The organism is Saccharomonospora piscinae (assembly GCF_005862235.1).
GTDB lineage: Bacteria > Actinomycetota > Actinomycetes > Mycobacteriales > Pseudonocardiaceae > Saccharomonospora > Saccharomonospora piscinae.
On sequence record NZ_VCEK01000002.1, the window covers coordinates 270,826 to 287,712 of the forward strand.

A 16,887-nucleotide genomic window follows, 5' to 3' on the forward strand; every position below is an offset into this window, starting at 1 on the left:
GCGCGGTCTCGCCCGGACATGGCCAATCATGAGAGTGTTCGGCGGTGAGCTACGCGCATTGGGAGATCGTGCCGACCCGGTGGAAGGACAACGACGTCTACGGACACGTCAACAACGTCGTCCACTACGCGTTCATGGACACGGTGATCAACAACTGGTTGATCACCAAGGGCGGCCTGGACATCGCCGACGGCCAGGTCATCGGCCTGTGTGTCGAGTCGCACTGCAACTACCACGCGGCGGTCTCGTATCCGGAAGCACTGGCGGTGGGGCTGCGGGTCGGCCACCTGGGCCGCACCAGCGTCCGCTACGAACTCGGCCTGCACCGGCAGGACCGCTCGGAGCTCGTGGCGCAGGGACACTTCGTTCACGTGTTCGTCGACCGTGCCACCCGCAGGCCCGTGGAGATCACCGGGCAGTTGCGGGAGGCCCTGACGGCGTTGCTGGTCAGCTGAGGCGCCGTCGAGCCCGCCCGATATCCTACGACTGGTCGTAGAGATAGGGAGGGCCAGTGATCAGTGGGTTCGCCGTCGTGGTCGTGGGCTGCGCGCTCGCGGTCGCTGTGTGGAGCTTCGTGCAGGTGGCGCTCAACCGGCCGCCCGCGCGGCCGCTGCTGCTCGGACTGGCCGGAGTCGAGGCGCTCCTGCTCGTCCAACTCGTGATCGCCGTCGTGCTGCTGCTCTCGGGCGAGCGCCCCGGCAACCTGCTGACCTTCCTGCTCTATCTGGTGGGCACGCTGCTCGTCCTGCCGATCGGGACGGTGTGGGCCCTGGCCGAGCGGACCCGGTCGAGCACGGCCGTGCTGGGCGTGGCCTGCGTGACCGTGCCCGTACTGATGCTGCGGATGTACCAGGTGTGGGAGGGCGCGAGTGCGTGACCGCGACGCGAGCCCGGAGGGGTCGGCGACCGAGCCACCCGCCACGGCCAGCGGGCCGGGACGGGTGCTGGTCGCCGTCTACGCGATCTTCGCGGTCGGTGCCACCTCCCGGGCGGCGGCACAGATCGCGACGCGGTTCGGCGAGGCACCCGTGCCCTACGCGCTGTCGGCGCTGGCCGCCCTCGTGTACGTCCTGGCCACACTGGCGCTGGCCCGGCGGGGGGTGCGCTGGTGGCGGGTGGCCGTACTGGCATGCGCCTTCGAGATGACCGGCGTGCTCGTCGTGGGAACGGTCAGCGTGGTGCTGCCCGGGGCGTTCCCCGACGCGACGGTCTGGTCGAACTACGGGATGGGCTACCTGTTCATCCCGCTCGTGCTGCCGGTGTTCGGGCTGTGGTGGCTGCGCCGGACGGCGCCGCGCCGGTAGCTCACCAGAAGACCGCGATGCCGACGTTGACCAGTGTCAGCGCGGCGATCGTGTAGAGCAGACCCTTCCCGGCCTGAGGCTTGCGCCAGAGGATGTGCGCGAGCACCAGCACCGCCACGGCGACGACGAGTTTCACGGCGATCTTGGTGTTGTCGACGTCGGTGTCGACAAGTCCCGCCGAGGCGATGCCGGTCAGTGCCACGCCGGTGATCACCTGGGTTCCGGCGCCGGTCATCAGCACCATCGCGCTGGGGGAGTTCGGAGCGGTCAGCCGCAGCACGACGCCGCTGACGAGCAAGGCCATACCGAGCAGGTGGAGAACGACAAGGAGGTCGTAGACGATGTCCATCGCGGCAAGATACTACAAGTCGTAGTAATCAGTGCAGTGGTACGGCGAAAATGCTCGCCGAGGTCGCCAGCGCAGTCAGCAACAGCCCGCACGCCAGCGGCCACACCAGGGGAAACGCCAGCCGCTCCGGGTGCCGCAGCCGCCGGATCCGCGCCTGCACCGGCGTGTCGGCCGCCGCCACGGCCAGCGCACCGGCAGGCGCCCCCGCCGGCCCGCTCGCGTGGAAGCGCTCCAGCGCACGCGCCAGCGGTTCCCTGCCGTGCTGGCGCGCGGCCCGGTCGTCGGCACACATCTCCACCAGCAGCTCGATGGTCGAGCTCACCCGCGTCAGCACCTGACTGCGCGGCAGCAACCGCCGCAACGCCTGGAACGGCGCGATCACCAGATCGTGCCGCTCGCGCGCGTGAGCCCGCTCGTGTGCCAGCACGGCGGCCAGCTCCACCTCGCTGAGCAGGCGGCGCGCCCCGGCGCTCACCACGATGTGCGGATGACGGCCCGGCACGCAGTACGCCACCGCCATCGGATGATCCACCACGAAGGCGTCCGAGTTCGGCTGCGCCACGAGCTGCAACAACAGCCGGTGCCGGGCCCGCGCCCGCGCCGTGCTCCGAAACGACAGGAACTGGTTCACCACCAGCCACCCCGCCAGCAGCAGCCCCGCCGCCACCGCGGCGAGGTGCCACACGTCGAGCTCCGACCAGCGGCTCGGCAGGTCCAGCAACGCGGGCAGGAATCCCCGGTGAAACGGCGCGAGGCCGAAGCCGAGCAGAACCCCGACCGCGGCCACCACGAACGTCAGTCCACTGATCTGCCACAGCACCAGCGCGGGCCGGGGATGCGCGTACGTCCACCGGCTCCGCAGCAGCCACACCATGACCACCACGGCGACGACCGCCGCCACCACCTGGTGCCCGAGCAGGATCACGTCTGCTCGCCCTGCTCATCGTGTCGCAGCGCCTGCCGCAACGCGTCGGCCTCGTCGCTCGTCACCGACTGCGCGAAGTGCACCAGCGCCGACCCGCGGTCGCCACTCAGCTCCAGCGCCTCCAGCATCAGCTCCGCGACGTACGCCTCGCGGCCCGCCTCGGGCTCGTACAGCCAGGCGCGGCCGTCCCGCCTGCGGCGGACGACCCCCTTGGCGGCCAACCGGGTGAGCACCGTCATCACGGTGGTGTAGGCGAGCCCGCGATCCCCCAGAGCGGCATGCACGGCGCGCACACTGACGGGTTCGTCGCGTGCCCAGAGCACCTCCATCACCGCGCGCTCCAGTTCTCCGAGCCTAGCCACAGCCACCCCTTCACTTCCCGGTTCGCCAGTGATTGAACCACGAACCGGTGTACGGCGGTCGCGACCAGCGCCGCGAAGGCGAGCCATCGACGCACCCGTTCGAGGGAACGTGGGCCAAGAGCGAACGGCGTCGGCAGCGTCCTGCGACGATCACCGTGCGTGTCGAATCCTGGGGGACGGATGTCGGTCGAACGCCTGGCCGTTGCGGTCGATCGGGTGCTGGCATTACGGCCACTGCCCGCGCTGCGTGAAGCGGACGGCTACCTTGCCGAGGCCACGGAGATGCTCGGCGCCATCGCCGCAGGCAGCGCGGCTCGCGAACTCGCGGAGGCGGTGGCCGGGCTGCTGGCCGCCCGCGAGGCGGTGGCCGAGATCCACCTGCTGTGTGACGCGACCGATGAGGCACTCGGCCGGTATCTGGCCGCGCTCGGAGCGGCGTCGCCGGGCCCGCCCACGGCAGCGGGGCCACAACCGTCGCCGTCACCGACCCCGCAGCCGACGGCTTCGCCTGATGCCACCCTGGTCGCCGAGGTCCGGCGGCGGGGCCACAAGATCACCCCGGAGCGGATCGTGCGGATCGCCCGACTTCCCGACGACCGGATCGTGTGGCTGGAGGAGGGCAACGAAGGCAGTGGACTGGCGCACATCGAATCCGAACACTCGCTCCACTTCGAACGTCACGGCGTGGCGAAACACGACATCGTCGACCTTGTGTTCGCTGCGCTGCTTCGGGGGCGTTACTGCGGCTTGAGCGGCACCGACCGACCTGTTTACGAGGTCTCATACAGAGGTCGAACCACGCGGATCGCCGTGACTGTAGGCCGCAACGGTTACATTGTGGGCGCGAACCCGGTCAAACTGAACCGGAAGCTGAAGGGATGACCAGTGGACGAACCTGAAGGGGCGACCGAAATATCGGTCATGTTCGACTGGGGCACCGGCCCGTTCTGGATTTCAACGCAAGATGACCCACTGCCCGATGCCTACGGGGTCGACGAACTGAGCGACCTGTTCCCGGTCAGCGAGGAACTGGTCACACATTTCTTGCGATGGAATGAGAAAATGCAGGGCACGTACAACGACGACGATCCGGCTTCATCGGGGTTAACCGACCCACGCGAAAGACAAGACTGGATCGACGAAGGCATCGAGTTGACCCGTCGGCTCAAGACAGAAGTCGGCTCGACCGTTCGCGTCGAGTACCGCCCGTTCGGAAAGCCAGTGAACTTCGACGCGCCGCCGTGAGGCTCTCAACCTGCGGACACGGCTACACAGGCTGCGGACACGGCGTCAGCTCGACGCCGTCACCGCGTCCCTCGCCTTCGCGCCCTGTTCGCTCATCTGGCGGGCGCAGTGGGCGCAGCAGAAGAAGCGGCCCTCCACCTCGATGCCGTGGCCGACGACTCGGCATCCGCAGTGCTCGCAGATGGGCGCGAGCCGGTGGATGGCGCACTCGAACGAGTCGAACGTGTGTACCCCGCCACCCACCGTGCGGATCTCGAACGTCATCGCGTAGTCGTTGCCGCACACCTCACACTGGGCCATCGCTTCCCACCTCCGTCGTCTGGGTCATGCGGAGATAGGCATTCCCGAATGTGGGGGCCGAAAACGTCACCTCCCCAGTCGGGAGGGCCACCAGCTTCGCTTGCCGATGTCGATGGTCAGCGCCGGCACGAGCAGCGAGCGCACCACCAGGGTGTCGAGCAGCACGCCGAAGGCCACGATGAACGCGAGCTGCGCGAGGAACAGGATCGGCAGCACCGCGAGCGCGGAGAACGTCGCCGCGAGCACCACACCTGCCGAGGTGATCACACCGCCGGTCACGGTCAGCCCGCGCAGGGTGCCCTGGCGGGTGCCGTGGGTCAGCGCCTCCTCCCTGACCCGGGTCATGAGGAAGATGTTGTAGTCGATGCCCAGCGCCACCAGGAACACGAACGCGAACAGCGGCACGGCGGGGTCGGCGCCCGGGAAGCCGAAGACGTGGTTGAACACCAGCGCTGCGACACCCATCGTGGCGGCGAAGGACAGCACCACGGTGCCGATCAGGACCAGTGGCGCCACGATCGCCCGTAGCAGCAGCGCCAGCACCAGGAACACCACCACCAGCACGATCGGGATGATCACCGCGCGGTCGCGCTGCGAGGTCGTGCGGGTGTCGAGTTGCTCGGCGGTCGCGCCGCCGACCCTGGCGTCCGCGCCCGGCACGTCGTGGACGGCGCCACGCAGACGTTCCACGGTCGCGATCGCCGCGTCCGAATCGGGCGGGTCGGTCAGCACCGCCTCGACGCGCGCCAGCCCGTCGGCCCGGCCGGTGATCTCCGCACCGGACACGCCGTCCACCTCGCTCGCGGCACGAACGGCGTCGGCCCGGCCCGCGTCGGCGATCACCACGGCTGGCGAGCCCGCACCGCCGGGGAAGTGGCGCGACAGCACCTCCTGCCCTGCGACGGACTCCACGGGGTTGAGGAAGACGTCGGACTCCGATGTTCCGCTGGCCTTGAGCTGCGGCACGAAGGCCACCCCGGCCAGCAGCACCAGCGAGGTCACCACCCAGACGGCGCGCGGTGCGCGGTCCACCCGCGTCGCGACCCGGCCCCAGATGCCGCCCGACTCCGGTGGGGTCGAACCCTCACGCGGCCGGAACGGCCAGTACGCGGTCCTGCCGAAGACGGCGAGCACGGCGGGCAGGAAGGTCACGGACGCCAGCAGTGAGGCCGCGATCCCGATGGCGGCGACCGGGCCGAGCCCCTTGTTCGATTCGAGATCGCTGAACAGCAGGCACAGCACACCGAGGATCACCGTGCCCGCCGACGCGGCGATCGGTTCGATGGTGGCGCGCCAGGCGGCACGCACGGCGGTGACCCGGTCGGGCGTCGTCCGCAGTTCCTCGCGATAGCGCGACACCAGCAGCAGCGCGTAGTCGGTGGCGGCTCCGAAGACCAGGATGAACAGGATGCCCTGGCTCTGCCCGTTGAGGCTGATGGCACCGGCGTCGGCGAGGAAGTAGACGAGCAGGCTCGCCAGCGACAGCGCGAACACCGACGACAGCAGCACGAGCAGCGGCAGCAGCGGGCTGCGGTAGACGACCACGAGGATGAGGGCCACCACGGCGCCCGCCACGAGCAGCAGGAGGCCGTCGATCCCGCTGAACGCCTCCGAGAGGTCCGAGATCTGCCCCGCGGGCCCGGTGACGTAGACGTCGAGGCCGTCAGGGCGGTCCTGCGCCAGTGCCGCACGCATCCGTTCGACGACGTCGCCCGGGTCACCGGCGACCGGCACGATCAGCCGCAGCGCGCGGCCGTCCTCGGAGGGCAACGGCGGCGATCCCTGGCTCGTCGCCTCCCATTCCGCGATCTGGTCGCCCTTTCCGGCCAGGTAGGCGGAGTCGGCCTCGGTCACGCCTCCCGCCCGCTCGGCGACGACGATCGCGGGGACCTCGTCCGAGGTGGCGAAGCGGCGTTCGAGTTCGGCCACCTCGGTGGACTCGGCCGACGCGGGCAGGAAGGAGGAGTTGTCGTTCTCGGCGACGCTGCTCAGCTGGCCCGCGTACGGTCCACCGAGGGAACCGACGGCGAGCCAGGCGACGATGAGCAGGGCGGGGACCAGCCAGCGAACCGTGCGCAACGGTGTCCAATCGTTCGACTATCGAAGTATTTCTCCCGATACTAGGGTCGGGGTGACACGGCAGCAATTCGGCGCGGAAGGAGCCGCCGGTGGACGACCGGGAGCTGATCCGGCAGGTGCGCAGGCTCACCGTGGAGGCGGACCGGTTCACCCACCTCTTCGGCGATCTGCACGACCTGCACCGCACCGACCTCACCGCACTCGTGGTGATCATGGACGCGGCGGTGCGGGGCCACCCGGTGAGCCAGGGCGAACTCGCCGAGTCGCTCAACCTCAGCCCGTCGGCCACGACGTCCGTGCTCGACCGGCTGCAGCACGCGGGCCACCTCGAACGGCGCAGGGACACCGGTGACCGCAGGCGGGTGGTCCTGCACGTGCGGGACTCGGCGCTGGAACTCGGCCGCGACCTGTTCACCCCGCTCGGCGAGGCCTACGCCGCCGCGTGGCGGGAGTTCGACAGCGCCCAGCGCGACACGATCCTGCGCTTCCTCTCGGCCACCATCGAGGCCACCGTGCGCACACGCACCGAGCTGCTCGAACGGGACGGCTCGTAGAGTCGGTGGGGTGACACCGTTCGACGCGAGCACTCCGTTGGTGTGCGACGGCGGCCTCGCCACCGAACTCGAGGCGCGCGGGCACGACCTCACCGACGCGCTGTGGTCGGCGCGGCTGCTGTTGGACGCGCCCGGCGAGATCGTGGCGGCGCACCGCGCGTTCTTCGAGGCGGGCGCGGCCGTCGCGACGACGGCGAGCTACCAGGCCTCGCTCGACGGCTTCGCCCGGCGCGGGCTCGGCCGAGCCCAGTTCGCCGCCCTGCTGCACCGGAGTGTCACTCTCGCACGCCAGGCCGCGGCCGAGGCGCCCGGCGAAGGACGGCACCGGTTCGTGGCCGCCTCGGTCGGGCCGTACGGCGCCGCGCTGGCCGACGGCGCGGAGTACCGGGGACGGTACGGCCTGACCACGCGGCAACTGCGGGACTGGCACCGGCCACGCCTCGACATCCTCGCCGAGGCCGCGCCGGACGTGCTCGCGCTGGAGACGGTGCCCGACGTCGACGAGGCCGAGGCGCTGGTCGAAGCGGTGGCCGGGCTCGGGGTTCCGGCGTGGCTGACCTACTCGATCGCGGGCGAGCACACGCGCGCGGGGCAGCCACTGACCGAGGCGTTCGCCGTGGCGGCCGACTCACCCGACGTGGTGGCGATCGGGGTCAACTGCTGCGCACCCGACGACGTGAGCGGCGCACTGGCACACGCGGGGGCCGTGACGGACAAGCCGCTGATCGTCTACCCGAACAGCGGCGAGAACTGGGACGCCGCCCGGCGCCGGTGGTGGGGCCCGTCCCTGTTCACCCCGGAACGCGCGCGGCGCTGGTTCGCCGAGGGTGCCACCGTGGTGGGCGGCTGCTGCCGGGTGAGCCCGGCCGACATCGCCGGCACAGCCGACATATCCGACGTCAACGACCCAGCCGATATCGCCCCGGGGGCGGGGTAGGCCGGGTGTCACCGCACGGGCACGACGGCGGCGTACTGCGGCACCAACTCCGCTCCGAGCGAGGTCTTGAGCTTGGCCATCTTCTTGCCCAGCACCACGCCCCGGCGCCCGCGCTCGATCGACCACCGCACCAGCTCGCCGTACATGTGGAAGTAGGCGTCGGCCCGTCCGCCGTCCTCCACCGGCAGCGACGACCACGCGCGCGCGAGCGGCCACTGTGGATGGTCGTAGACGGTGGCGGCGGCCACCAGCCGCCGCGAGTTCCCGTCCCGGTAGCACAGCACGAACACGTCGGGCTGGAGCAGCAGCCGTCGCAGGTATCCGACGAACTGCGGCAGCGGCACGATCGGCACATCGCGATGCTTGACCTCGTTGAGGCGCAACAACTCCGCAAGCTCGACGGCGTCCACCGCCGAGCCCGGGAGCACCTCCACGGTGAGGTCCACATCGGCCTCGATCGCGTCGAACACCTTGCGAAGCTGGGCTTTTCGTCGCCGGGGCAGCGACGCGAGCCAGTCGTCCCCGCTGGTGAAGCCAGCGGTGGGGACCCGCGCGATCGGCTCCGTCTCGCGGACAAGGTGAAACCGCCCGGCCAGCGTGGCGACCCCCTCGCCGGGCACCTGCCGGATCAGCGTGGCCTTCATACCGGCTCCGAGCAGCCGCCGCATCGAGGGCAGGTACTCCGTCAGCAACCGGCCGCACCCGCCGTCGCCGTCGGTGTCGGCGAACCACCAGGCGGGAAACGCACCGCTGCCGGGCGCGCGGACGTCGAGGCCGCCGAGCAGCCCACCGCGGCGGGAAGTGGCGAACCGGTGGCGCCTGCTGCGGGTGCCGATCCACGCGGCGGCGACGAACCACCGTGGCCGGGAGCCCTCCAGCGTCACCGCCACGGACCACGGCGTTCGCGCGCACCACGCCTGCTGCCGCAGCACGTCCCACGCCCAGTCGCCGCGCAGCCCGGCCAGCGCGCGCAGCTCACGCCAGTACGGCGGTTCGGGGTCCACGCGCGGATCCAGTACCTCGCTCGTCATCGCGCCACCGGCCTCGGCACCGCCGCCGCCCACAACGGCCGGGTCTCCAGCCCGAGCGAGCGCTTGAGGTCCAGGCGGCCCCGGCCTGCCGAGAGGCCCTTGCGCTGGGCGGCGACGACGTGCTCCATGAGCCGGGCGTAGGAGTCGAAGTAGAGGTGCTGCCTGCCTCCCTCCTGTCTGCTCCGCGCGGCCCAGTGCTGGTAGAGCGGCAGCTCGGCGTGGTCGAGCAGGTCGGCGAAGGCCAGCAGCCTGCCCTGGTCGTCGTGGTAGGTCAGCGTGTACACGTCGTCGCGCCGCACGAGCTCGTGCAGGTACCGCGCCGACACCGGCCCCCTGCTGTCGAACTTCGGCCTGCCCAGCCGCGCCCGATGCCGGTTGACCAGCTCGGCCAGCACCACGCCGTCGAGGTCGTCGCGGGCCGCCGCCAGCCGGACGACCACACCGGGGTCGCGGTCGATCTTGCGAACCTGCCCCCGCACGCTGTGCCTTCGACTTCGGGCCAGCGAGGTGATCCAGTCGTCCACGCTCGCGAACCGGTTCTCCAGCACTGACGTGCCGGTGGCCTCCCGCACCACGCGCCCGAGGCCCGACACCAGCGTCACGGCGTCGGCGGGCAGGTAGCGGTAGAGCAGGCCCGCACAGCGCGGCCCGGCGAAGCGGCACAGTCGCCGTTCCAGCCGCCGCACCAGTCGCGCCCGCGTCTGGTGCTCGACGTGGTCGAGGAATGCCCAACCGGGGAAGCCGGACAGCCACGGATTGTGGATCTCCAGCAGCCGCACTCCGAGCGGCCCCCGTACCACGGTGGCGAGCATCGCGCCCACGATCCGGCCGTCCACCCGCGCCACGGCGAGCGCGGCGGAGTGCTGCGCGTGCCGCGACTCCACGCCGAGCAGGGCGTACTCCCACGGCGCGTGCAGCCGGGCCGCCCGCCGGAACTCCGCCCAGCCCGCGGGCTCGGCGTCGTGCCGGGGGTCGTGGACCGAGACGGCCGTGCTCACCGCGCTCACCGGCCCAGCACCGGCCTCGGCACCGCGACCGACACCAGCGTTCGCGTGTCGAACCCGAGTGCGGCCTTGAGGTCCAGCAGGGTGCGACCGGCCGTCAGTTCCGGGCGGCCCCGCTCGACGAGATTCCCCACGCACCGGGCGTACGCGTCCACGGACAGGCGCGCGACACCGCCGCGCCCCGCCGGCAGGGCGGCCCAGTGGGGCATCGCCATGCCGCCCTCGCCGTCGATCAGCGTGTGGAAGCCGAGCAGTGTCCCGGTGCCGTTCCGGTACGTCCGGGTGGTCACCTCCGGCCGGCGCACGAGGGCGTCCAGGTAGGCGGTGGGCACGGGGCTTCGGGTGTCGAGGTGCAGGCCCGCGACCCTCGCCCGCTGACCCGAGCGCCAGGCACGCGCGTCCTGGCGTGCCCTGTGCTCGTTGAGCAACGCGGCGAGCTCCGCCGCGTCGAGGTCGGTGCGGCCTGCCCCCGCCGTAACGTCGAGCTCCGCGGCGACGGCCCGGCTCTCGCGCACCGCCTGCCGCACCGGAGGCCGCAGTGCCGCGATCCAGTCCTCGACCGAGTCGAACCGGTTGGCCAGCACGGTGGTCGGGTCGATCTCGCGGCGCGGCCGTCGCGGGCCCGACGCGGCTCCGGCGAGCCCGGTCGGCAGGGCGCGGTACACGACTCCCAGCAGGCCCACCCCGACGTGCTCGGCGAGCCGCCGTTCGAACAGCCGCAACAGCGCGCGCTGCTGCGCCTCGGGCACGTGGCCGCGGAACACCACGGCCGGATGGCCGGAGAACCACGGCAGGTACACCTCGGCCCAGCACGGAGCGGGCGGTCGCCACCGCCGTGGCGGGCGTGGCGCGAACGCCTGACCGCGCGCGGGCCCGCACAGCATCGCCAGGCACGCGCCGAGCACCCGGCCGCCCTCCCGCACGACGGCCAGCACCGGTGGGTTGCGCGACAGCCACGCCTCCACCCGCAGCAGGGAGTAGTCCCACATCGGGGCCGTGGCCGCACGCTTGCGGAACTTCGCCCAGCCGGACGGTTCGGGATCGACACGGGGATCGACGATCTCCACCGCCACGTCCTGTTCCGCCGGACCGGACCGCCGCGGCCCGACCGGCGTCGGCACCCGCGTCATCGGCCCATCACCGGCCTCGGCACGGCGACGCCGTAGACGGGCCTCGGCGCGAACCCGAGCGAACGCTTGACGTCGTGGGGACGGCGGCCCGCCGACAGCTCGGCCACGCCGGCGGAGACCATGTGGCGCACGGCCCGCGCGTAGCTGTCGAACAGCAGGTGCCGCACTCCGCCGTCGGCGGGCGGCAGCGCCGCCCAGTGCTGTTTCACCAGACATCGGGAGTTCTCGAGCATGGTGTTGAGCGCCAGCAGTCTGCCCTCGTCGTCGTGGTAGGTCAGCGTATGCACATCGGGCCTTTTCACGAAGCGGTGGAAGTACGAGCCCAGCAGCGGGCTCCGGGTCTCCAGTCTCGGCACGCCGCGCTCGGCCCGGTGCCGGTTCACGAGTGCGGCGATCTCACGACCGTGCAGGTCGTCCCGCGCGGGCCCGCCCCGGATGACGAGCCGCGCGCTCGCCACCCGCCGCTCGACCTCCCGCAGCGACCGCCGGACACTGCTACGCCGCGACTTCGACAGCGAGCCCAGCCAGTCGTCCTCGCCGCCGAAGGTGTTGGCCAGCACCGACACGGTGTCGACCTGCCGCACCAGCCTGCCGCGCCCGGCGAGCGCCGCCGCGAGGGTGGTGTCGACCGCCCGGTAGAGCACCCCGAGCAACCGGGGTCCCAGCCGCGCCGCCAGCGCGCGCTCCACGCGGCGGAGCAGCTCCGCGGTACCCGGCTCGTCGACGTCCTCGGCGAAGGCCACGCCCGCGAACCCGGACAGCCACGGCTGGTACACCTCGGCCCACAGCGGCACCGGCGCCCCGCGACGCCGTGGCGGGGCGGCGTACGCCGGGCGCAGCCGGGGACGGCACACGAGCACCGTCGCTCCGGCCACGATCCGCGCGCCCTCGCGCACCACCAGCAACAGGGGCGGATTGCGCGCCGCCCACGACTCCAGCGCGAGCAGGTCGTAGTCCCACACCGCGGGCAGGCCACCCGCCGCCCGGAACCCGCTCCACCCGTGGGGCTCCGGTTCGGTGCGCGGATCGGCGATCTCGACCGACACCGTCACAGCGACACGACCGGGGTGCCGTGCCGGGGGCAGGATTCGACCGCTCCGCGCACCCCGCCCTCCACGAGCACGTCGACGAGCATGGGCGAGCGCTGGGTGAGCAGTGTCAGCGCCAGACCGCGCCGGGTGCGCCGGGCGTAGACACGCCGCCAGTCCAGATGCCAGCGCCCGCACTCGCGGAACGCGCCGACGTAGCCCAGCAGCGGATCGTGCAGAACCCCGTACGGGCCGGCGTCCACTTCGGACAAGGCACGGCGGGGTAGTCGGGCGATCCCGTGGACCGGCGAACCGGGCAACGCGGCGCAGAGCCGCGCGAGGTCCTTGTCACCGCCCACGGCCAGCACGGGACGGCCGCCGTGCAGCGCGGCCGCCAGCTCGGCACCCACACCCGTGTCGGGATCGGCCCCGAGCCGCTCGGGGTCCACCGTGCATCCCCGCAGGCCCCGTGGCAGGTCGGAGGGCGGCGGGGACGGCGGGGACACCGCCGCGTCCACCACGACCACCAGGGTGCCCGGCAGCGGGCGCCTGGCCGAGCCCAGCACGTGTCCCAGCCCGCGCGCCGCGTCGACGCGGGTGTCACCGCCCGCCAGCGGAACCAGGTCGACCACCGCGCGCCGCAGGTCGCGCGGTTCGGTGGCACCGTCGTCGGAGCCGGTCCGGCCCGGCACCACGGTGGGGTCCGTGCGCCCGTCGAGGGCCCATCGTTCGCGGTAGAAGGGCACGGTGTCGAACGCCGTACGCACCACCCTGCGGTACGCGCGACGCCACAGCGCGGCCACACTGCCAGCCAACATGGCGACGGAGTCTGCCATCCGAGGACGCCGGAATCGTGCTTACCGACCGGAATCGTCCGAACAGTCCACGCCCGACGAAACGGTGTCTCGGCCGAACGGCGCAACTTCACCGGGAACCTCTAGTCACCGTGCGGGGGGTGGGGCTTATAAACAGCCAACCTCGTTGGCCAGGGGCCGCGTGATCCGCGGTTGTCGAACAAGAACAGGGGAAAATCGATGCGCGCCACGGCAGCACGAGCGCACCCGTCACCCGTCCCCGACGGCACGCGCTCTCGTTCATGAGCGCGGCAGCCGTCCCGTATCCCGACCAGACCGGACTGACCGTCGTCATTCCCTGCTACAACGAGGTCGACAACCTCGCGCACTCCTACGCGGAGATCGTGGCCGAACTCGGCGAGTTCGACCTTGAACTGATCTACGTGGACGACGGCAGCACCGACGGCAGTCTCGACGTCATCCGCGAGCTGGCCACCTCCGATCACCGGGTGCGGTATCTCTCCTTCACCCGCAATTTCGGGTTCGAGGCCGCCTTCTCGGCCGGGTACCGCTACGCGAGCAAGGCGTGGGTGCTGCACATCGACGCCGACCAGCAGTTTCCCGCCGCCGAGGCCCACAAGTTGATCGCCGCCGCGAAGGCGGGCTACGACGCCGTGTTCGGTGTTCGCACCAACCGCCAGGACCCGATGCTGCGGCGCTGGGGCACGGCGGCGTTCCACTTCCTCGGCCGCCGGGTGCTGCGCATCGAGATCCCGCGCGGTGCGACCGCGTTCCGGCTGGTGCGCAGCGAACTCGCGCGCCGCATCGTGGACCTTCGGCTCGGCACGCCGTACTTCCTCGCGACGGTGCCCCGGTTGACCAACCGGTACACCACCGTGCCCGTGGCGCATCGTGCACGCGAGCGTGGTGAGTCCAAAGTGGGCATGAGTTTCCTCTCGTCGCACGCGATCGAGTTGTTCGTGGGATTCAGCCGCCGCCTGTCGACGGCCGCGTCGGTGGCGTGCCTGCTGGCGAGCGGCATCGCCGTGCTGCTCGGGGTGGCGGGTGCCACCGGGCTGCTCGGCGGCACCGCGTTGACCGCCACGCTGCTCGTCCTGCTGGCGGTGGCCCTCACGGCGCTCTCGCTCACGGTGCGCTCGCTGGTCGTCGTGGGCGCGGGGCAGCCCCGCCCCCGGCAGTACTACGTCCGCGAAGCCAGCGTGGCCGTCGACGAGGCCGACCTTCTGCTGTGCACGTCACCGAACCGGGAAGCCGTATGAGACGACGAACACTGGTCGTGCTCGGCGGCGCCGACGGCTCCGTCGGCGTCTACCGCCGTGCCCGCGAACTGGGGTACCGCACCCTCTGCGTCGACGTCAGAGCCAACGCGCCCGGAGTGGCCATGGCCGACGAGTACCTCCAGCTCAGCGTCCGCGCCCCCGAGCGCATCGATGCGGCGTTGCGGTCCCGCACCGACATCGCCGGGGTGATCTGCCCGGCCAGCGACGTGGGCCTGCCCACGCAGGCGTGGCTGGCTCAGGCGTGGAAGCTGCCGTCGCCGCTGCCCACCGCTGCCGTGGAGGCGTCGGTGGACAAACCGGTCTTCCGGGCAGTGTGCGAGCGCGTTGGCGTTCCCACCTACCGCAGCGTCGCGGGTGTGTCCGGCGCCGAACTGGTGAAGGCCGCACGGCACATGCGCTTTCCCACCCTGGTCAAGCCCGTCGACTCGTCCGGAAGCCGGGGTGTCGTGTCGTGCGCCGATCCCGGCAAGCTGCGCACCGCGGTCGCGGAGTCGCTGACGTTCTCGCAGCGCGGCAGGGTCGTCGTCGAGGAGCACCTCGACGGCAGGCACCTGACGATCGAGGCGCTCATCGTGGACGGCGAGATCGCCTTCCACGCCGTCACCGAACGCACCATCACCCCGCCGCCGCTGTTCGTGACCACGGCCCACGTCACGCCCGCCGAGTTGCCGGAGCACACCGCCGAGGCGCTGCCCGGCATGCTCACGGCCGTCTGCGCGGAGCTGGGCTACCGCACCGGGCCGCTGACGTTCGACGCGGTACTCGGGCGGGACGGCGAGCTGTACCTCATCGAGATGGGCGCCCGCATGGGCGGCAACGGCATCGCGGAGGTGGTGGAGCACTGCTACGGCATCGACCTCATGGCCGCGACGATGTCGCTGGCCGTCGGTGACCGGCCCGCGCTGGCGGCCAAACCGCCCATGCCGACGCTGGTCCACATCCTCGCCTCCGACCGGACGGGCGTGCTCGCGGGCATCGACGGTATCGACGAGGTGCGCGCGATGCCCGAGGTGGCCGAGCTGCACCTGTTCGTCGAGGAGGGATCGCCGGTGCGCCCGTACGAGCAGGCTGGCTACAAACTCGGCTACGTCGTCCTCACGGCCGAGTCGGCCGGTCGACTGTGGACCGTGGAGAACGCGGTGCGGACCACGTTGAGGTTCCGGCTCGAACCCCAGGGAACCGGCGAACGGGACCTGGCGGTACCCCTGCCTTGAGTACCTCGATGGGGGTGCCGCTGCGCCCGGTGATGCTCGTGCGGCTGCTTGCGGGCCGAGGGGCCTTCCGGATCACCGTGCAGCTCATGGCCGTGGCGCTGCTCGCGGCGTGGGGCACCGCGACCTACGGCGACTTCGCCAACGCCTGGGGCGCCTGCACGTGGCTCGTGTTCGTGCCCACCGCCGCCGAGAAGGCGGCGCTGAAGATCCTGCCCCGCACCCGGCTCACCACGGCGGAACTGGCGGCACTCGCGTTGCGGATCGCTGCCGCGCCGGTCGTGGTCCTCGCCGCCCTGCTGGTGGTCACCGTCCTGCTCGCTCCCGCGTCCACGGCGGCGCTGTACCTGGCCTCGGCGACCTGGGCGGGGTGTACGGGGCTGCTGATGACCGTCTCGGGCCTGCACCGGCTCCGTGGCAGGCCCGCCCTCGACGCGACGGCGTTCCTCGTCGCCGCCACCGTCGTCGCCGTGGTGACCGCCACGACGTGGCTCGCGGACTGGTCCCCGCACACCCACCTGCTCGTGCTCGTCGCCGCCGTCACCGTGGTGCTGATCAGCACGCTGGTCGCCCTGCCGGGCCGCTGGGTGCGGTCCCGGCCGTCCCGGCGGCGGCTGCGGCACGCCTTCGTGCGCAGCACGGTGCTGCTGGGCCTCACGGAACTGCTCGACGCCGTCACGATGTCGGCGATCTTCCTGGTGCTGGCGCTCACGGGCCGGATGGTGGACAGCGGCCCGTTCCACCTCGCGCTGCTCGCGTCGAGTCTGCTGTGCTCCTTCGCGCTCTACCACCTCAAACTCACGCAACCGGCCACCTCGCTGAGCCTGCGCGGCACCGGGGGCGCGGCCGGACGCGCCAGGGCGGCGCGGCTGCTGCGCGGCGCCGAACGCGCCGGAATCGCGTTCGGCCTCGCGCTGGCGCTCGCCCTGCTCGTTCCCGCGACCCGCGCCGCACTGGCGAGCGGCGGCGACGTGCCGCCAGAGCTGTCGGGTTACGTGGTGCTGACCGTGCTGGTCGTGGTGGAGATCGCGATGGCGATCGCGCTCATCTACGCGGGCTACCTGGTGGAGAACACCGACAGCCGGGTGCTGTCGCTCACCGCAGGCGCGGCGGCGGTGCGGCTGGCCGCCACGGTGGTCTGCGCGTTCGCCCTGACCCCCTCCCTCGGTGCGGCGGGCGGCTTCTGCGCGATCGTGCTCGGCCTCGGCGCGGAGGCCGCCGTCCTGCGCCGCCTCCTGCGCCGTGCCCACCCCGGCGACCGGCCACACCGCAACGTCCCGTCCCCAGTCCAGGCCCCGAAGGACCCCACCACCGGTAAGTAGCGAGACAAGTT

General features: G+C 71.8%; 20 protein-coding genes. 10 read left to right on the forward strand and 10 right to left on the reverse strand.

Annotation, left to right across the window (positions count from 1 at the left end):
• The first annotated feature begins 44 nt into the window (after nucleotides 1–44).
• From FFT09_RS06810 to FFT09_RS06820, 3 genes are read left to right on the forward strand one after another with little or no spacing between them, the layout of a single operon-like run.
• Nucleotides 45–455, forward strand: coding sequence for an acyl-CoA thioesterase (locus tag FFT09_RS06810; RefSeq protein ID WP_024875566.1), 411 nt, complete (start codon nucleotides 45–47; stop codon nucleotides 453–455).
• 56 nt (nucleotides 456–511) lie between these two features.
• Nucleotides 512–877 (forward strand): hypothetical protein, encoded by a 366-nt coding sequence (locus tag FFT09_RS06815; RefSeq protein WP_081192035.1) that lies wholly within the window; start codon nucleotides 512–514, stop codon nucleotides 875–877.
• Complete coding sequence (locus tag FFT09_RS06820; protein ID WP_024875568.1) at nucleotides 870–1,304, forward strand: hypothetical protein; 435 nt, start codon at nucleotides 870–872, stop codon at nucleotides 1,302–1,304. Before FFT09_RS06815 ends, FFT09_RS06820 begins: the two co-directional genes overlap by 8 nt.
• A 1-nt stretch (nucleotide 1,305) precedes the next feature.
• On the opposite strand, the gene FFT09_RS06825 is transcribed toward FFT09_RS06820, so the two are convergent.
• Genes FFT09_RS06825 through FFT09_RS06835 form a run of 3 tightly spaced genes read right to left on the reverse strand, consistent with a single transcriptional unit; the run spans nucleotide 1,306 to nucleotide 2,946 of the window.
• On the reverse strand, nucleotides 1,306–1,653 hold the full coding sequence (locus FFT09_RS06825; protein ID WP_138382172.1) for a hypothetical protein: 348 nt from the start codon (nucleotides 1,651–1,653) through the stop codon (nucleotides 1,306–1,308).
• A gap of 28 nt (nucleotides 1,654–1,681) precedes the next feature.
• Nucleotides 1,682–2,578 (reverse strand): M56 family metallopeptidase, encoded by an 897-nt coding sequence (locus FFT09_RS06830; protein WP_138382173.1) that lies wholly within the window; start codon nucleotides 2,576–2,578, stop codon nucleotides 1,682–1,684.
• Complete coding sequence (locus FFT09_RS06835) at nucleotides 2,575–2,946, reverse strand: BlaI/MecI/CopY family transcriptional regulator (protein ID WP_024875571.1); 372 nt, start codon at nucleotides 2,944–2,946, stop codon at nucleotides 2,575–2,577. Before FFT09_RS06835 ends, FFT09_RS06830 begins: the two co-directional genes overlap by 4 nt.
• A 174-nt stretch (nucleotides 2,947–3,120) precedes the next feature.
• Between FFT09_RS06835 and FFT09_RS23045 the strand changes: the two genes are divergently transcribed.
• Entirely contained in the window at nucleotides 3,121–3,822 is a 702-nt protein-coding gene (locus FFT09_RS23045; RefSeq protein ID WP_208544376.1) for a hypothetical protein, read from the forward strand.
• 3 nt (nucleotides 3,823–3,825) lie between these two features.
• Entirely contained in the window at nucleotides 3,826–4,185 is a 360-nt protein-coding gene (locus FFT09_RS06845; RefSeq protein WP_244231263.1) for a hypothetical protein, read from the forward strand.
• Nucleotides 4,186–4,230: 45 nt separating this feature from the next.
• On the opposite strand, the gene FFT09_RS06850 is transcribed toward FFT09_RS06845, so the two are convergent.
• Nucleotides 4,231–4,485 (reverse strand): hypothetical protein, encoded by a 255-nt coding sequence (locus FFT09_RS06850; RefSeq protein ID WP_024875574.1) that lies wholly within the window; start codon nucleotides 4,483–4,485, stop codon nucleotides 4,231–4,233.
• 66 nt (nucleotides 4,486–4,551) lie between these two features.
• Nucleotides 4,552–6,564: an MMPL family transporter gene (locus FFT09_RS06855; protein WP_138382174.1), complete on the reverse strand. Its 2,013-nt coding sequence runs from the start codon at nucleotides 6,562–6,564 to the stop codon at nucleotides 4,552–4,554.
• 89 nt (nucleotides 6,565–6,653) lie between these two features.
• Between FFT09_RS06855 and FFT09_RS06860 the strand changes: the two genes are divergently transcribed.
• Complete coding sequence (locus tag FFT09_RS06860) at nucleotides 6,654–7,118, forward strand: MarR family winged helix-turn-helix transcriptional regulator (RefSeq protein ID WP_024875576.1); 465 nt, start codon at nucleotides 6,654–6,656, stop codon at nucleotides 7,116–7,118.
• A 10-nt stretch (nucleotides 7,119–7,128) separates the two neighbouring features.
• Entirely contained in the window at nucleotides 7,129–8,055 is a 927-nt protein-coding gene (gene mmuM, locus FFT09_RS06865; RefSeq protein WP_138382175.1) for a homocysteine S-methyltransferase, read from the forward strand.
• Nucleotides 8,056–8,063: 8 nt separating this feature from the next.
• Here the strand turns inward: mmuM and FFT09_RS06870 are convergent, their stop codons facing one another.
• From FFT09_RS06870 to FFT09_RS06890, 5 genes are read right to left on the reverse strand one after another with little or no spacing between them, the layout of a single operon-like run.
• The gene (locus FFT09_RS06870; RefSeq protein WP_138382176.1) at nucleotides 8,064–9,086 is read right to left on the reverse strand and encodes a GNAT family N-acetyltransferase; all 1,023 of its coding nucleotides are present in this window, start codon (nucleotides 9,084–9,086) and stop codon (nucleotides 8,064–8,066) included.
• Entirely contained in the window at nucleotides 9,083–10,084 is a 1,002-nt protein-coding gene (locus tag FFT09_RS06875; protein ID WP_081192451.1) for a GNAT family N-acetyltransferase, read from the reverse strand. The genes FFT09_RS06870 and FFT09_RS06875 overlap by 4 nt, the downstream gene beginning before the upstream one ends.
• 5 nt (nucleotides 10,085–10,089) lie before the next feature.
• Entirely contained in the window at nucleotides 10,090–11,220 is a 1,131-nt protein-coding gene (locus FFT09_RS06880) for a hypothetical protein (protein ID WP_138382177.1), read from the reverse strand.
• Nucleotides 11,217–12,272 carry a hypothetical protein gene (locus FFT09_RS06885; RefSeq protein WP_138382178.1) on the reverse strand — a complete coding sequence of 352 codons (1,056 nt, stop codon included), beginning with the start codon at nucleotides 12,270–12,272 and terminating at the stop codon, nucleotides 11,217–11,219. Before FFT09_RS06885 ends, FFT09_RS06880 begins: the two co-directional genes overlap by 4 nt.
• Nucleotides 12,269–13,066: a hypothetical protein gene (locus FFT09_RS06890; RefSeq protein WP_138382179.1), complete on the reverse strand. Its 798-nt coding sequence runs from the start codon at nucleotides 13,064–13,066 to the stop codon at nucleotides 12,269–12,271. The genes FFT09_RS06885 and FFT09_RS06890 overlap by 4 nt, the downstream gene beginning before the upstream one ends.
• A 278-nt stretch (nucleotides 13,067–13,344) precedes the next feature.
• Between FFT09_RS06890 and FFT09_RS06895 the strand changes: the two genes are divergently transcribed.
• Genes FFT09_RS06895 through FFT09_RS06905 form a run of 3 tightly spaced genes read left to right on the forward strand, consistent with a single transcriptional unit; the run spans nucleotide 13,345 to nucleotide 16,876 of the window.
• Nucleotides 13,345–14,322, forward strand: a complete 978-nt coding sequence (locus tag FFT09_RS06895) for a glycosyltransferase family 2 protein (RefSeq protein ID WP_138382180.1) — start codon at nucleotides 13,345–13,347, stop codon at nucleotides 14,320–14,322.
• Complete coding sequence (locus tag FFT09_RS06900; RefSeq protein ID WP_138382181.1) at nucleotides 14,319–15,557, forward strand: ATP-grasp domain-containing protein; 1,239 nt, start codon at nucleotides 14,319–14,321, stop codon at nucleotides 15,555–15,557. The genes FFT09_RS06895 and FFT09_RS06900 overlap by 4 nt, the downstream gene beginning before the upstream one ends.
• Nucleotides 15,558–15,565: 8 nt before the next feature.
• Entirely contained in the window at nucleotides 15,566–16,876 is a 1,311-nt protein-coding gene (locus FFT09_RS06905; protein WP_138382592.1) for a hypothetical protein, read from the forward strand.
• Nucleotides 16,877–16,887 lie beyond the last annotated feature (11 nt).

Excerpts from the sequence above, each read along its gene's own strand:
- FFT09_RS06825 (WP_138382172.1), bottom strand. The coding sequence starts at position 1,653 with ATGGACATCGTCTACGACCTCCTTGTCGTTCTCCACCTGCTCGGTATG.
- FFT09_RS23045 (WP_208544376.1), top strand. The coding sequence starts at position 3,121 with ATGTCGGTCGAACGCCTGGCCGTTGCGGTCGATCGGGTGCTGGCATTA.
- FFT09_RS06850 (WP_024875574.1), bottom strand. The coding sequence starts at position 4,485 with ATGGCCCAGTGTGAGGTGTGCGGCAACGACTACGCGATGACGTTCGAG.
- FFT09_RS06870 (WP_138382176.1), bottom strand. The coding sequence starts at position 9,086 with ATGACGAGCGAGGTACTGGATCCGCGCGTGGACCCCGAACCGCCGTAC.
- FFT09_RS06880 (WP_138382177.1), bottom strand. The coding sequence starts at position 11,220 with ATGACGCGGGTGCCGACGCCGGTCGGGCCGCGGCGGTCCGGTCCGGCG.
- FFT09_RS06890 (WP_138382179.1), bottom strand. The coding sequence starts at position 13,066 with ATGTTGGCTGGCAGTGTGGCCGCGCTGTGGCGTCGCGCGTACCGCAGG.
- FFT09_RS06895 (WP_138382180.1), top strand. The coding sequence starts at position 13,345 with ATGAGCGCGGCAGCCGTCCCGTATCCCGACCAGACCGGACTGACCGTC.
- FFT09_RS06900 (WP_138382181.1), top strand. The coding sequence starts at position 14,319 with ATGAGACGACGAACACTGGTCGTGCTCGGCGGCGCCGACGGCTCCGTC.
- FFT09_RS06905 (WP_138382592.1), top strand. The coding sequence starts at position 15,566 with ATGGGGGTGCCGCTGCGCCCGGTGATGCTCGTGCGGCTGCTTGCGGGC.